Origin of the sequence: Streptomyces sp. NPDC088733, assembly GCF_044751185.1 — a bacterium.
Taxonomy (GTDB): Bacteria; Actinomycetota; Actinomycetes; order Streptomycetales; family Streptomycetaceae; genus Actinacidiphila.
Window position 1 is genome coordinate 13,946 of sequence record NZ_JBIVLH010000030.1, and the last position, 13,676, is coordinate 27,621.

At 71.1% G+C, this 13,676-nt stretch carries 13 protein-coding genes; 6 read left to right on the plus strand and 7 right to left on the minus strand.

The annotated features are described in order from the left end of the window. Positions 1-6: 6 nt before the first annotated feature. Positions 7-1,371 (minus strand): ferric reductase-like transmembrane domain-containing protein, encoded by a 1,365-nt coding sequence (locus ACIP64_RS35945; protein ID WP_401595472.1) that lies wholly within the window; start codon positions 1,369-1,371, stop codon positions 7-9. Positions 1,372-1,528: 157 nt separating this feature from the next. Here ACIP64_RS35945 and ACIP64_RS35950 point away from each other — a divergent pair, with 157 nt between their 5' ends. Beyond that, positions 1,529-2,266 carry a response regulator transcription factor gene (locus ACIP64_RS35950; protein WP_401595475.1) on the plus strand — a complete coding sequence of 246 codons (738 nt, stop codon included), beginning with the start codon at positions 1,529-1,531 and terminating at the stop codon, positions 2,264-2,266. Next, entirely contained in the window at positions 2,263-3,687 is a 1,425-nt protein-coding gene (locus tag ACIP64_RS35955; protein ID WP_401595478.1) for an ATP-binding protein, read from the plus strand. The genes ACIP64_RS35950 and ACIP64_RS35955 overlap by 4 nt, the downstream gene beginning before the upstream one ends. Before the next feature lie 40 nt (positions 3,688-3,727). On the opposite strand, the gene ACIP64_RS35960 is transcribed toward ACIP64_RS35955, so the two are convergent. The 5 genes from ACIP64_RS35960 to ACIP64_RS35980 all read right to left on the minus strand — a co-directional run bounded on the left by ACIP64_RS35960 (position 3,728) and on the right by ACIP64_RS35980 (position 9,273). Next, complete coding sequence (locus ACIP64_RS35960) at positions 3,728-4,384, minus strand: potassium channel family protein (RefSeq protein WP_401595481.1); 657 nt, start codon at positions 4,382-4,384, stop codon at positions 3,728-3,730. Then, on the minus strand, positions 4,381-5,040 hold the full coding sequence (locus tag ACIP64_RS35965; RefSeq protein ID WP_401595484.1) for an NAD-binding protein: 660 nt from the start codon (positions 5,038-5,040) through the stop codon (positions 4,381-4,383). The genes ACIP64_RS35960 and ACIP64_RS35965 overlap by 4 nt, the downstream gene beginning before the upstream one ends. Then, positions 5,040-7,871, minus strand: a complete 2,832-nt coding sequence (locus ACIP64_RS35970; protein ID WP_401595487.1) for a cation-translocating P-type ATPase — start codon at positions 7,869-7,871, stop codon at positions 5,040-5,042. Before ACIP64_RS35970 ends, ACIP64_RS35965 begins: the two co-directional genes overlap by 1 nt. Beyond that, positions 7,834-8,532 (minus strand): CBS domain-containing protein, encoded by a 699-nt coding sequence (locus ACIP64_RS35975; protein WP_401595490.1) that lies wholly within the window; start codon positions 8,530-8,532, stop codon positions 7,834-7,836. Before ACIP64_RS35975 ends, ACIP64_RS35970 begins: the two co-directional genes overlap by 38 nt. Positions 8,533-8,595: 63 nt before the next feature. Next, the gene (locus tag ACIP64_RS35980; RefSeq protein ID WP_401595493.1) at positions 8,596-9,273 is read right to left on the minus strand and encodes a CBS domain-containing protein; all 678 of its coding nucleotides are present in this window, start codon (positions 9,271-9,273) and stop codon (positions 8,596-8,598) included. A gap of 320 nt (positions 9,274-9,593) precedes the next feature. On the opposite strand from ACIP64_RS35980, the gene ACIP64_RS35985 reads away from it, so the two are divergent. Then, positions 9,594-10,505 carry a universal stress protein gene (locus ACIP64_RS35985; RefSeq protein ID WP_401595495.1) on the plus strand — a complete coding sequence of 304 codons (912 nt, stop codon included), beginning with the start codon at positions 9,594-9,596 and terminating at the stop codon, positions 10,503-10,505. A 61-nt stretch (positions 10,506-10,566) separates the two neighbouring features. On the opposite strand, the gene ACIP64_RS35990 is transcribed toward ACIP64_RS35985, so the two are convergent. After that, entirely contained in the window at positions 10,567-11,442 is an 876-nt protein-coding gene (locus ACIP64_RS35990) for a universal stress protein (RefSeq protein ID WP_401595684.1), read from the minus strand. 191 nt (positions 11,443-11,633) lie between these two features. Between ACIP64_RS35990 and ACIP64_RS35995 the strand changes: the two genes are divergently transcribed. From ACIP64_RS35995 to ACIP64_RS36005, 3 genes are all read left to right on the plus strand, one after another. Beyond that, positions 11,634-12,320 carry a CBS domain-containing protein gene (locus tag ACIP64_RS35995; RefSeq protein ID WP_401595498.1) on the plus strand — a complete coding sequence of 229 codons (687 nt, stop codon included), beginning with the start codon at positions 11,634-11,636 and terminating at the stop codon, positions 12,318-12,320. Positions 12,321-12,396: 76 nt separating this feature from the next. Then, complete coding sequence (locus ACIP64_RS36000; protein WP_401595500.1) at positions 12,397-13,059, plus strand: helix-turn-helix domain-containing protein; 663 nt, start codon at positions 12,397-12,399, stop codon at positions 13,057-13,059. Between the two features lie 122 nt (positions 13,060-13,181). Beyond that, positions 13,182-13,646, plus strand: a complete 465-nt coding sequence (locus ACIP64_RS36005) for a Crp/Fnr family transcriptional regulator (protein ID WP_401595502.1) — start codon at positions 13,182-13,184, stop codon at positions 13,644-13,646. The last annotated feature ends 30 nt before the right edge of the window (positions 13,647-13,676 follow it).

Below are 13,676 nucleotides of genomic sequence, written 5' to 3' on the forward strand. Positions count from 1 at the left end.
TTCTCCTCAGAACGCGAACGACTCGTGGTGGATGCGGCGCGCCGGCACGCCGGCCTCGCGCAGGGCCCGGACAGCGGCTTCCGCCATGGGCGGGGGGCCGCAGAGGTAGACGTCGTGGTCGGCCAGGTCGGGAACGAGACCGGTCAGCCCCTGTGCCGTCAGGGGTGAGGAGTACCGTTCCGGGGTGTCGACGACGTAGTGGACGGTCGCGCGACGGCGCTCGGCTATCGCATCGAGTTCGCCGCGCAGCGCGAGGTCTTCGGGGCGGCGTGCCCGGTAGACCAGTGTCACCTGGCCCGGCAGGGTCTCGAACAGGGCCCGCAGAGGTGTGATGCCGACGCCGCCCGCCAGCAGCAGCACCTTGGCCGCGGTGCGGCGGTTCGCGGTGAAGCCGCCGTAGGGGCCTTCCGCCCAGACACGGGTGCCGGGGGTCAGCCGGGCCAGCGCCCGGCTGTGGCCGCCTGCCGCCTTCACGGTGATGCGCAGGTGCCGCGGGTGGGCGGGGGCGGACAGGGAGTACGGGTTTGCGGTCCACCACAGGCCGCGGGCGAGGAAGCGCCAGCGCAGGAACTGCCCCGGGACGCCACCGAGTTCGTCCAGGTGCTCACCGCCGAGGTGGACGGACACGACGCCCGGCGCCTCCGGCCGGACGGCGACGACCTTGAGCCTGTGGCGCAGCCCGCGCCGGACGGGGACGGCGAAGCGGTACCAGGCGACCAGGGCGGCGACACAGAGGTACAGCGCGTACCAGGCGGCCTGGGCGGCCCGGTTGCCGACGAAGTCGGCGCCGTTGGAGAGCTGGTGGCCGAAGGAGAGGAAAACCGCCAGGTAGGTGAGGAAATGCAGGTAGTGCCAGGTCTCGTAGCTCATCCTCCGGCGGGCCGCACGGGCAGAGAGGACCGCTGTGGCGAGGAACAGCAGAAAACCGGCCGTGCCCTTGAGCAGGTCGGGATAGTCCAGGACCAGGGTCGTGGTCTGCCCCACGAGGGAGCTGTGCGAGGCCAGGGAGTAGCCCCAGATGATCAGCAGGGTGTGGGCCAGGGCCAGCGACACGGTGCAGCGTCCGCCCCACGCGTGCCAGCGGGCGAGCCGGTCGGTACCGACACCGTGGTCCACGAGTGGGACCCGGGCCATCAGGGCGAGCAGGACCGCGCATGCGTAGCCGGCGAGGAGCCCGGTGATGCGGCCGGCACCGGTCAGCCAGCCCACCGCGCCGACGACGGAAGTGGTGTCGCTCCACCACAGCATCAGGGTCCCGGCGGCACCCGCCCAGATGGCGAGCGGCGCGAGCACCGGGACGATGCTGCGGGTCGGCCGCCGGTGCTGCACGTGCCGGCCCTCGTATGTGGCACTCGTGGATGTCGTGGCCATGGAGTTCCCTGGGGCTCGATCGGGTGTCGGCGCGCCCAGCATCACCACCGAACCTCTGCGTACCCTCTGAACCGGGGGCCGCAGCGCCGTTTCAGAGGAAACTCAGAGGCTTCCCCCGCCGACAGGGGGGCAGCTCACGAGAGATGCTGGACGGACCATGGAAGAACGCAGTACGCCGCCCCCCGCCCTGCGACGTCCCGACGGCAGCCCGGTGCGGATTCTGGTCGTCGACGACGAACCCGATGTCACCGACGTGCTGTCCGGTGTCCTGACCGTCGAGGGCTGGGAGGTCCGCACGGCCGCCGACGGGGCGTCCGCACTGGCCACGGCACGGGAATTCCGCCCCGATGCGGTGATCCTGGACTGGATGCTCCCCGACGCCGACGGTCTGCACGTCCTGCGCGAACTGCGACGCAACGCGCACCGCGTGTGCGTGCTGTTCCTGACCGCCCGCGACGCGATCGAGGACCGCGTCGCCGGGATCACGGCCGGCGGTGACGACTACGTGACCAAGCCCTACAGCCTGGAGGAGGTCCTCGCCCGGCTGCGCGGCCTGCTGCGCCGGGCCGGCATGACCGCGGAAGCCGACGCCGGCCTCCTCGTGGTCGGCGATCTCACGATGGACGAGGAGGCCAGGGAGGTCCGCCGCGGGGGTACGGCGGTCGAGCTGTCCCGTACCGAGTTCGAACTCCTGCGGTTCCTCATGCGCAATCCGCGCCGTGTGCTGGCCAAGGCCCACATCCTCGACCGGGTCTGGGCCTACGACTTCGGCGGCCGGGCTCACGTCGTCGAGCTCTACATCAGCTACCTGCGCAAGAAAATCGACACGGGACGCCCCCCGATGATCCACACCGTTCGCGGGGTGGGCTACGTCCTCAAGCCGGAAACGCCATGAGACGGCTCCCTCCGCGCACCCTGCGCGGTCAGCTCACCGCCGGTCTCCTCGTCCTGCTCGCCGTCGCCTGCCTGGCCGTCGGCATCACCACCGTTTTCGCCCTCCGCGGATTCCTGGTAGGGCGGCTCGACGAGCAGCTCACGGCGGCCGGCGGCCGCTTCGCCGCCAGCCTGGAGCACGAGAGGGCCCCTGACGCGGACAACCGGCCGGACACCCGGGGACAGGCCGACGCCACCTTCGGTGCCCGGCTGCTCCACGGCGTCGTCACCCAGGCCGCGGTGGTCGACGACACGACGGACCGTCCCCTCCGGCTGCTCCCCGGTGACCTTCACGCCCTCACCCGCATCCCGGTCGACGGGACAGGCCACAGCATCCGCCTCTCCCCCATGGGCGGCTACCGGGTCGTAGCGGTTCAGGGCGACGACAACGACATCCTCCTCACGGGGCTCCCCCTGCACCCCGTGGAGGCGACGCTGCACCGGCTCGAAGCCGTCGAGGCCGGAGTGTTCGGCGCTGCGCTCCTCGCCACGGGCATCGCGGGGGCGCTGTGGGTGCGGGTCTCGCTGCGCCCCCTGCGCAAGGTCACCGAACAGGCGACGGACGTCGCGCGACTGCCTCTGGCCGACGGCGACGTCGCCATGCCCGAGCCCCTCCCGGACTCCGACCCGCGCACCGAGGTCGGACAGGTCTCGGTCGCGCTCAACCAGATGCTCGGACACGTCGAAGACGCCCTGGTGCGCCGCCAGGCCAGTGAGGAGCGCCTGCGGCACTTCGCCGCCGACGCCAGTCACGAGCTGCGCACCCCCGTCGCCAACATCCGCGGCCACGCGGAACTCACTCTGCGTCGGAACGGCCCCGTTCCCGCCGACATCCGCCACGCCCTGGAACGCATCCAGTCCGAGTCCCACCGCATGTCCCTCCTCGTCGACGACCTCCTGCTCCTGGCCCGGCTCGACGCGGGACGTCCCCTGGAACACGAGGACGTCGACCTGACCCTGCTCGTCCTGGACGCCACCCACGACGCCCGCGCCGCGAGCCCCGGCCACCGCTGGCTCCTGGACCTCCCCGAGGAGCCCGTCACCGTGACCGGCGACGCCCACCGCCTACAGCAGGCGGTCGGCAACCTGCTCGCGAACGCCCGCACCCACACCCCGCCCGGCACCCAGGTGACGGTCACCCTCACCTCGGACGAGGGCGGTGCCTGTCTGACCGTCAGTGACGACGGACCGGGCATCCCCGAGGACCTCCTGCCCGAGGTCTTCACCCGTTTCGTCCGCGCCGATCAGGCGCGCTCGCGCAGTACCGGCAGTACCGGACTCGGGCTCGCCATCGTCCAGGCCGTCGTCGCCGCCCACCAAGGCACCGTCCACGTCAGCAGCCGCCCCGGACACACCGCGTTCCGCGTAGTGCTCCGCCCATGAGACGGCCGCCCGGGCTCGCCGGTCCGCCACGCCCCGCGCCTTACTGGACAGCCTCACGGACCTCCCGTTCGGTGGCCGCGTGAGAGACGACGAGGAGCTCGTCGCCGGGTTGCAGCACCATGTCCGCCGCCGGCACGGTCGGCCGACCGTCGCGGACGACCGTGGCGATCACCGTGCCCTCCGGCATGGGAACCTCGCCCAAGGGGCGCCCGGCGGCCCGCGATGCCGCGCTGATGGCGGTTTCGATGACGTTGACCCCCGCCTTGCTCAGGCGCAGCAGCGCGACGGTGTCGGCGGCTCCCGTCGCCTCCTCGATCAATGAGATCAGCGGTGTGGCGGCAGGCACCGCCGTGTCGACTCCCCAGCCGCTGCCGAACAACCACGTGTTGTCCTCGTCGTTGACGCGAGCCACGACCCGGGGGACCCCGAAGTGTCCCTTGGCCAGGAGGCTGACCACGAGGTTGTCCTCGTCCTGTCCCGTGGTGGCGACGAGCAGGTCCGTGTTGAGCACGCCGGCGTACTCGAGAAGGTCCGGGTCGCAGGCGTCACCGACGACCAGCCGTACGGCGAGCCTCTGGTCCAGTTCGGCGGCACGCGCCTCGTCCTGCTCGATGACGGTCACCTCGTACCGGGCGGCGGCGAGCACTTGGGCTACCTGGGCGCCGAGTCGTCCGGCGCCGGCGACGATGACTTTCACGTCCCGAGCTCCTTGTCGAGGAAGCCGCGCAGGCGGCCGAGCGCGGTGGCGGCGACGGTGAAGGTGACCTGGTCCCCGGGCTCGGCCAGGGAGTCGTGCGAAGGGACGAACGAGCGTCCGCTGCGAGTGACCTCTGCGACGCGGATTTCTCCGTCGACCTCGAATGCCGACAGTGGGCGACCGGACATGTAGCGGGGCAGTCCGGAGCGGATCAGCAACGTCTCGCCGTTGCCGAATCCCCGTTCAGGCGCGAGATGCCGGTGCAGCAGTAGCTGGTGCAGCCGGTGGACCGCCCAGCTGACGCCGCTGATGGTGCGGATACCTAGTTCGCGGGAGAATTCCGCACGGCGCAGATCATCGACGCGTGCCAGGACCAGGGGTACGCGGTAGGTGTCCCGCGCGACGCGGGCGACGACGATATTGGTGTTGTCCGCGCAGGTGACGGCCACCAGGGCGTCGGTGTGTGCGGCGCCAGAGGACTCCAGGGCGGCTCGGTTGTAGCCGTTGCCTTCCAGGAAAGCGCCGCGGAAGCCTTCCCCCAGGCCCTGCTCGGCCTGGGGACGACGGTCGATGACGCGCACGTCGTGGCTTTCGGCGGTCAACCGGACGGCGAGCGCGGCGCCCACGCGCCCGCACCCCACGATGATCACCCTCATCACCGTGCTCCTTCCTGGCTCGCTGCTACCGGGAGCGGGCGGAACCGCCGCAGCCACCACTTGCGCAGTTCTTCGGCGGCCAGCAGGAGCGCCCCGAAGCCGGCGAGCAGGGCCCAGTCGGCGAGATCCAGCGGTGCCGTGTGGAAGACGGCCTGCAGAGCAGGCGCGTAGGAGATGGCCGCCATGAGTGCCACGCCCACGAATCCTGCGCCGATGAGGGCGGGATTGGACCACAGGCCGATGCGGAAGACGCTCTCGCGGTCGGTGCGTACCGCCTGGGCGTTGAAGAACTGACTGACGACAATGCCGGCCTGGACCATGGTGATCGCCTCCCGGTAGACGGGGTTGTCGGCGGTGAAGTCGGGGTACGGAATGCCGGCGGAGTGGATGTGCCAGAAGAACACCGCGCACACGCCGAGGGCCTGGATGCTCCCGAGGAAGAGGAACCGCCGCAACACGGCCGCGGAGAAGAGCGGTTCGCGTCGCGAACGCGGGGGGCGATCCATCACATCCGGCTCGGGAGGTTCGGCACCGAGCGCGAGAGCGGGGAGAACGTCGGAGCCGAGGTCGATCGCCAGGATCTGCACCGCGGTGATCGGGACGAGGGGAAAGCCCACGAACGTCGCCACCAGGATGGGCAGCAATTCGGCGATGTTGTGGCTGAACAGGTAGATCAGGAACTTGCGGATGTTGCGGTAGACGGACCTGCCAAGCCGAACGGCAGCGGCGATCGAGGCGAACGAGTCGTCGACCAGCACCATCTCCGCGGCCTCCCGTGCCACGTCGGTGCCGCCGGCCCCCATGGCCACGCCGATGTCGGCGTGCTTCAGCGCCGGAGCGTCGTTGGCTCCGTCCCCGGTCACGGCCACCACCTGGCCGGCGTCCTGCAGCGCAGTGACGACGCGCATCTTGTGCTCGGGGCTGACCCTGCACAGCAGCAACTCCGCCGGGCGGCCTATTGCTTCGCGCAATGCCGTGTCGTCCATGCCGTCCAGATCGACGCCCGTCATCACCAAGGGTTCCGCGGCGCGGACGATACCGACGCGTCGTGCGACCGCCTCGGCCGTGAGCGGGTGATCACCGGTGACCATGACGATCCGTATCCCCGCACGCCGGCATGCGCTGACCGCCTCGGTGACCTCCGGCCTCGGCGGGTCCTGCATTCCGGCCAGTCCGAGGAACACCAGATCCGATTCGGCTGCCTCCTGAGAACCGATGTCCCGCCCGGCTTGTGTGCGACGGGCGGCCGCGAGCACCCTCAGTCCCCGGGAGGCCATGGCGGCGTTCGCCTGGAGGACGGCGGTTCGTGCCGCTTCGGTCAGGGGTTCCGGTGCGCCGCCTCCATCGATGTGGGTGCAGCGTGCCAGGAGCTCCTGCGGCGCGCCCTTCACACAGATCTCCCGGCCACCGTCCGGCAGGGCATGGACCGTGCTCATCAGCTTGCGGTCCGAGTCGAACGGGAACTCGGTCACACGCGGCGTGCGCAGCACCTCAGCCGCGGTGTCCACTCCCGCTTTCGTGGCGGCCACCAGGAGCGCTCCCTCCGTGGTGTCGCCCAGGACCCGCCATCCGTCCCGTCCCCGCGGAGGGACCACCCGGGCATCGCAGCACAGGGCGGCCGTCCGCAGCATTTCGCGCACCGCCGTCGGCTCCGCCACGGCGCCGGTCGGCGCGTAACCGACACCGGAAGCCTCGTGCCACGCCCCGCGGGCCCACAACCGGACCACGGTCATCTCGGCCTGTGTGAGGGTGCCGGTCTTGTCGGTGCAGATCACCGTTGTCGATCCGAGCGCCTCCACCGCCAGGAGTTTCTTGACCAGCGCATGCCGTCTGGCCATCCGCCGCACGCCGATGGCCAGCGACACCGACAGCGTCGCGGGGAGCCCCTCGGGAACAAGGGCGACCATGACCCCGAGCGCGAACACGAAGGACGCCACCACAGACTGCCCCGAGGGGACACGAATCGCGAACAGCAGAGCGCCGATGACCACAGCTGCCAGCGCCACTCTCCGCGCCATGGCGGCGACCTGCAGTTGCAGGGGGGTTCGCTGACGCGGTGCCCGAGCGGTCATGCGGAAAATGCGGCCGAACTCGGTCGCCGCGCCCGTCGCGAAGACCACTGCCTTCCCCGCGCCCGACACGACGTCCGTCCCCATGAACAGACAGTTCCGCGCCTGCAGCAGGGGGCCGGGGGCCACTTCATCCGCGGTACGCGGTATCGGATCGCTCTCCCCGGTCAGCGCCGCGTTGTTGAGGGCGACGGCCCGGGCTTCGACCAGTCGGCAGTCGGCGGGTACCGCGTCGCCCGCGTCCAGGACCAGTACGTCACCGGGCACCAGTTCCCGTACGGGCACCACCTCGCGCTCGCCGTCCCGCAGCGCGGTGCAGGTGTGCGGGACCATCGCCTGGAGGGACTCCGCCGTGCGCTCCGCCGAGTACTCCTGGGTGAAGCCGATCACCGCGTTGAGCAGCACCACTCCTACGATGGCCAGGGCGAGTTGAAGCGTCCCCCGATCGTGGGGGCTCTGCAGTCCGTATGCCAGGAACGTGATGACCGAGGCGATGAGCAGCACGATCGCGAACAGGTCCGTGAACTGGGCCGGCAGTCGGCGCCACAGGCCTCGACCGCCCGTTGCGGGCATTTCGTTCGGACCGTACCGCCGCAGGCGGGCCGTCGCCTCGGCAAGCCCCAGTCCGCGAGGCGAACTGTCAACGGCCGCCCACACCCGTTCCGGCGGGAGGCAGGGCAGCGGAGGCGCCGTCGTGTCCACGTCGAGGGCGCTCTCCCGACACTCAGCTGCGAAGCGAGCCATCGGCGATTTCGTGGACATGGGGCTCGACGGACCGTCGTTGTGTGTCGTCCAGCCGGTACGTCAGCCGGTTCACCACGGCGACGACACCGTCTATACGGCGGGTCAGACCTTCGGCAAGGGGGATCTCACTGCGGCGCTCCAGCCGGCCCTCAAGGATGACGACCCCGCCCTGGACGCTCACCGCGAGGGCGTGCGGACCGAGCCACAGAGCCCGGATCGCCACCTCGTCGACCACTTCTGCACGGATGTCGGCGTCGGGGCGCAGAAACATCTGGAGCAGGTCTCCGCGGGTCACGATGCCGACGAGGCGGTCCTCCTCATCGACCACGGGCAAACGGTTGACCTTGTGTTCGGCCAGGGCGCGGGCCGCGACGGCGACGGCATCGGTCGCACGGACGGTGACGGCCGGTGCGGACATCAACTGCCCTGCGGTGCGCTCGTGAAGACCGCCCGCTCCGGACCGTGCGGACTGCTGACGGGCGGAGCCCTGAGGCTCGGCCTGCCGCGCCGCCAGGTCCGTCTCGGAAACGACCCCCAGCACCTTGTCGTCGTCGTCCACCACGGGCATGCCGCTCACCCGGTACCTGCCGAGCAGTGCGGCAATGTCCCTGACCGGGGTTTCCGCCCGCACGCTGACGACATCCGGGGTCATGACGTGCCCGGTCTTGCGGAGCCTCATCGTCATCTCCTCCCGGCCGCGGCGCGGCCTCAGGCGGGGCGGCGGCCCCCTCGCCGTCTCGGTTCAGCGTGGAGCGGCCGCGCGCCTGGAGGTGTCGTCGGCCTTGAAACCGAGACGCGCATGGACGTCCACGACGCCGTCCACTCCACGGCACAGCTGCGTCACGACGGGGATCAGGCTCCTGCGGTCCACCACGCCGTCCAGTGACACCTTTCCGTCGGTCACCGTCACGGCGACGGCTCCCGGGGCCAGGCCGAGAGTCCTCACCAGCACGTCACCGGTGATCTCCTCGAGGATCGCGTGGTCCCTGCGCAGGAACAGTTGCAGCAGGTCCGTGCGGCTCACCACCCCCACGAGCCGACCTGCCTCGTCCACCACCGGCAGCCGCTTGACGTTGTGGCGTTCCATGACACGTGCCGCCTCCACGACCGACCACTCGGACCGTGCGACCACCACCGGGCTGCTCATCAGGCCCTCCGCGGTGGTGGCGTCGATGCGCAGGCGGTCCTGGGGCCGCGGGTGCGGGGGCGGCAGCAGGCCGGCCGGGTCGTCCTGTCCCGCCTCCTTGCGCAGCAGGTCGGCCTCCGACACCACCCCCACGGGCCGTCCGTCGTCGTCGACCACGGGTACGGCGGTGATCTCGTGCTCCGTGAGCTGCTTCGCGATGTCCTTGAACGACGTGTCCCTGCGTACTGACACGACGCCCTTGGTCATCAGGTCGCCGACGTTGCGATGACGCATCGTCTCCGCCTCCTGCCTGTACCCCGATGCCCGCCCTCTGCGGGCTCTGCGGTGCTGCACCTCCACTGTCGAACCGTGTGCGGGGTTCCGGCATGGGCCAGTGGGGCCATGGAGCCGGCCGAGCGGCCCAACAGAGCGAGCGGCAGCCGGCGGCTCGGCGTGCACGCCGGGTCCGGAAAGCCCGCTCCATGGGCCGCCCGGCCCCCGGAGACGGGACCAGCGGCCCCTGCCCGGCCCCCGACGGTGCCGGGAACCTGAACCCGTCGGACCTACCCCTCGAACCCGGTTCGCCTGTGCGCCGGTTCATCAGGAGGCACTTCATGTCCCTTGCCGTCACCGCGGGAGTCGACGGATCGCCCGCCGGCCTGGCCGCCGCGGACTGGGCCGCCCGCGAGGCCCGGCTCCGAGGCCTTCCCCTGGTCCTCGTCCACGTCCACGACTGGCAACCGCGGGCGTACACCTACGCGCCCCTGGCCGGTGGGACCGCTCCGCCGGACGCCGGGACGCAAGCCCACTGGGCGGAGCGCGCTCTGCGGGACGCCGCCACCGATCTCGGGCGCTGCCATCCGGGCCTGGAGGTCTCCACCCGGCACCTGGGCGGGGAGCCCGCCGCGGTACTGGCCGCCACCGCGCAGGAGTCGGAACTGCTGGTGCTCGGCTCGCGTGGCCTCGGCCCGGTGACCGGCTTCCTCGTCGGCTCGGTGGCCTCCGCCACCGTCGCCCGCGCCGCCCGCCCGGTCGTCCTGGTGCGGGCCGGCGACACCGAGGGAGGCCCCACGAGTGGCCGCTCCGATGCGGCGACGTCACGCGACGTGGTGCTGGGACTGGACCTGACCCGTCCGAGCGAAGAGCTGATCTCCTTCGCTTTCGAGGCCGCTTCACTGCGCCGGGTCCCCCTGCGTGTCGTGCACGGCTGGAACCTGCCGCCTGCGTACGGCTATGACGCCGGAGCCGCCTACGCGGAGCTGCAGAAGGAGATCGCCGTCACGGAGGCGGGCGCTCTGGCGCAGGCACTGCTCGGATGGCGGGAGAAGTACCCGTCGGTGGCGGTGTCCGAGCACTCCCTCCTCGGAGGTGCCGTACCGCTCCTGCTGGACGCCGCGGCAGACGCCTGCCTCGTCGTGGTGGGCCGTCGTATCCGCCGGTCCGCTGCGGGCATGCACGTCGGTCCTGTAGCGCACGCGATGCTGCACCACTGCGCCGTCCCCGTGGCGGTGGTCCCGCACGCCTGAAACGGCCGCTGCGTATGGGCGCGCCTCTCACGGCGCGGCGGAAAGCGTCGGGCCGCAGAGCTCAGGCTTGGTCGGGAACGACGGCCACGGGGCACGGCGCGTGATGCAGCACGGCATGGTTCACCGGCCCCAACTGCAGTCCGGCGGGACCGCGCCGGCGCCGCGCGCCCACGACCAGCAGGCCGGCGCCTCCGGCGGCATCCAGCAGCGACTTGTGTGCGCGTCCCTCGGGCATCAGACGCTTGACGGGTACGTCGGAGAAATCAGCCGTCGGCCGCCTCAGAGCCTGGTCCAGCCGTTCCAGGGCCACGGCGTGATCCTTGTGGGCGGCCGAATCCTGCCACCCCTCCCAGTCGGGGCCCACACCGTGCGGCGTCCTCCAGGCATGGACGGCCAAAACGCCCCAACCGCGCAGTCGTGCTTCTGCGAAGGCGAACACACAAGCGGCGTCCCCTGACCCATCGGCCGGATCGATGCCCAGGGCGATCCACGGCCTGTCCCCCGGATCGGCACCGTCGCCGCGGATCACGACGACCGGGCAGGTAGCCTTCGCCGCCACCGTCAGACCTACCGAACCCAGCAGTTGAGAGGCGAACTCGCCGCGGCCGCGGCTGCCGACCACGATGGCGGCGGCCTGGTGGCTCAGGCGCAGCAGTGCTTCCTCCGCCTCCTCGGCCAGGACCTCGCCCGAGACCTCGATCCCCGGCCGGCGCAGCAGCGCGCGGTGCTCGGCCGTGGCCAGGATGTGCTCGGTCATGCCTCGCTCGGCCGGACGGCCTGTCCCGAGGGACCGCGCGGCTCCCTCATAGCGCTCCCAGAGGGAGGCGTACACGATGCGCAGTTCTGAACCGTGCAGGGCCGCTTCATCGGCGGCCCAGTCCACGGCGATGAGCGCGGCATCGGAGCCGTCCGTGCCCACGACCAGGGGAAGCGGCATGATCGCCACCACCTTTCTCCTGCTTTCACCCTTTTATCAGTTTCGGGATCGGCAGCTCCCGAAAGACAGAGGCTGCCCGACCCTGCCCGGGGTCCGGTCGGCCGGAGTACAGGTCCTACCGGCCCATGCGCCGCCCCATCGGGACGAGGGAGAGTGATGGCGAGGGACGGAGGACGGAGAGGAGAGCAGTGATGTGGCACCGAAACGTCAGTGACCTGATGACGACGCCTGCGGTGAGCGCGCGCCCGGACACGGCCTTCAAGGAGATCGCGAAACTCCTCGCGGAACATGACGTCACGGCGCTCCCGATCGTGGACCACGACGATCGTCCCGTGGGAGTCGTCTCCGAGGCGGACCTGATGCGCAAGGCGGCCGGGCACCGCGATCCGGCCGATCTCATGCCGCCGCCGTACGCTTCGCCCGCGGACCGCGCGAAGGCCGAAGCCATTACCGCCGGCGAACTCATGACGAGCCCGGCCGTCATAGCCCGGCCCGAGTGGACCGTCGTGGAAGCCGCCCGGACGATGGAGCAATACCGGGTAAAGCGCCTGGCCGTGGTCGACGAGGTCGGCTGCCTGGTCGGGGTGCTGAGCAGGTCGGACCTGCTCAGGGTGTTCCTCCGGCAGGACCGTGCGATCCGCGACGAGATCAACTCCGAGGTGCTGGGCCGTGCCTTGCGGCTGTCGCCCCTGGCGGTCACGGTGCACGTGGTCGACGGCCGCGTGACCCTGGAGGGGACGATCGAGCGGCGGAGCCTGATCCCCGCCCTGGTCGCGCTGTGCAGCGGCGTCGACGGGGTCGTCGACGTCCGTGAGCACCTGCACTACCACGAGGACGACTCCAGCCGTCCCGCGCCGACTCACCGCCAGCCCGCCTGACCCGCGGGTCTCATCCCGCTGCGCCGCCGTTCATCCCTGGCGACTGGCGACCGCTGAGCAACAGAGAGGCATGATCATGACCGGCAACACCACGTCCCATGCCCGCGGCGACATCGGCCGGCGGGTCGCCCGGCGCCGTGAGGAGCTGGGGCTGTCACGCGACGAGGTCGCCCTCAGGGCCGGCCTCTCCACCGGCTACCTGCGTTTCCTCGAAGAGGAGGCCACGGCGGCTCCCGCCATGGGAACGCTGCGCGGCCTTGCGGCAGCATTGAGCACCACGGTCGTCGCACTCAACGGAGGCGAGGCAGATCTTCCCCCCGGACGGGGACAGGCTTCCGCGCACCCGCGCTTCCTGGAACTCGAACCCGACGAGTGCCGGGAGCTGCTGGGCACTCACGGCGTGGGTCGTGTTGTCACGCTCGCCGACGACGGTGTGGCGGTGCTGCCGGTCAACTACAGCATCGTGGGACAGGCCATCGCGTTCCGGACGGCGACCGGGTCCGCACCCGCCGCCGTAGCGGGCACCGATGTCACCTTCGAGGTGGACAGCATCGACGAGGCCCTGAGCCAGGGCTGGAGCGTCCTGGCTCGCGGCCACGCCCGGGCCGTGGCGGGCAAGCAGGCGGCGGAAATGGAACGGCTGGCCTACACCGGCCCCTGGCCCGGCAGGGACGACCGCGACCTGTGGATACGCATCGACGTGAACGACCTCACCGGGCGTCGCATCGAAGTCCCGTGACACACGGGCCCGACACCCGGCGAGCCGGGAGGGGCCGAAGCGGACCGCGCCAGGAACCTGCGGGACCGGAACAGGGATACGCCGGTGTCGGCCGTGGAACCACGAAACACTCGGAGGCAGTCATGACCACCAGGCGCACGACCGGCCTCCTCGACGCGTTGCCCCCGACTACCCGCGGGCGCCTGACCGAACTGTCCCGCGAGGTCAATCTCCCCGAGCGGACCCGCATCTTCGAAGAGGGGCAGCGAGCGGACCGCTTCTGGGTCGTCAGGACCGGTGCCGTCTCCCTCGATCTGCACGTGCCCGGCAGGCGCGCCGCGGTCGTCGAAACCCTGGGACCGGGCGATCTGCTCGGCTGGTCCTGGCTCTTCCCGCCCTATACCTGGCATTTGGGAGCACAGACCCAGAGTCCCGTCCGGGCGCTGGAATTCGACGCGACGATCGTGCGGGCACTGTGCGAGGCCGACGCCGAATTCGGCCGTGATGTCTCACGGCGCGTCGCGGAGATCGTCGCGCATCGGCTGCAAGGCGCCCGCACACGTCTCCTCGACCTCTACGCCCCTTACGGGAGCGGCCAACGCGGATGACACCGCCGGGGCGCGTCCCCGTGACAGAAG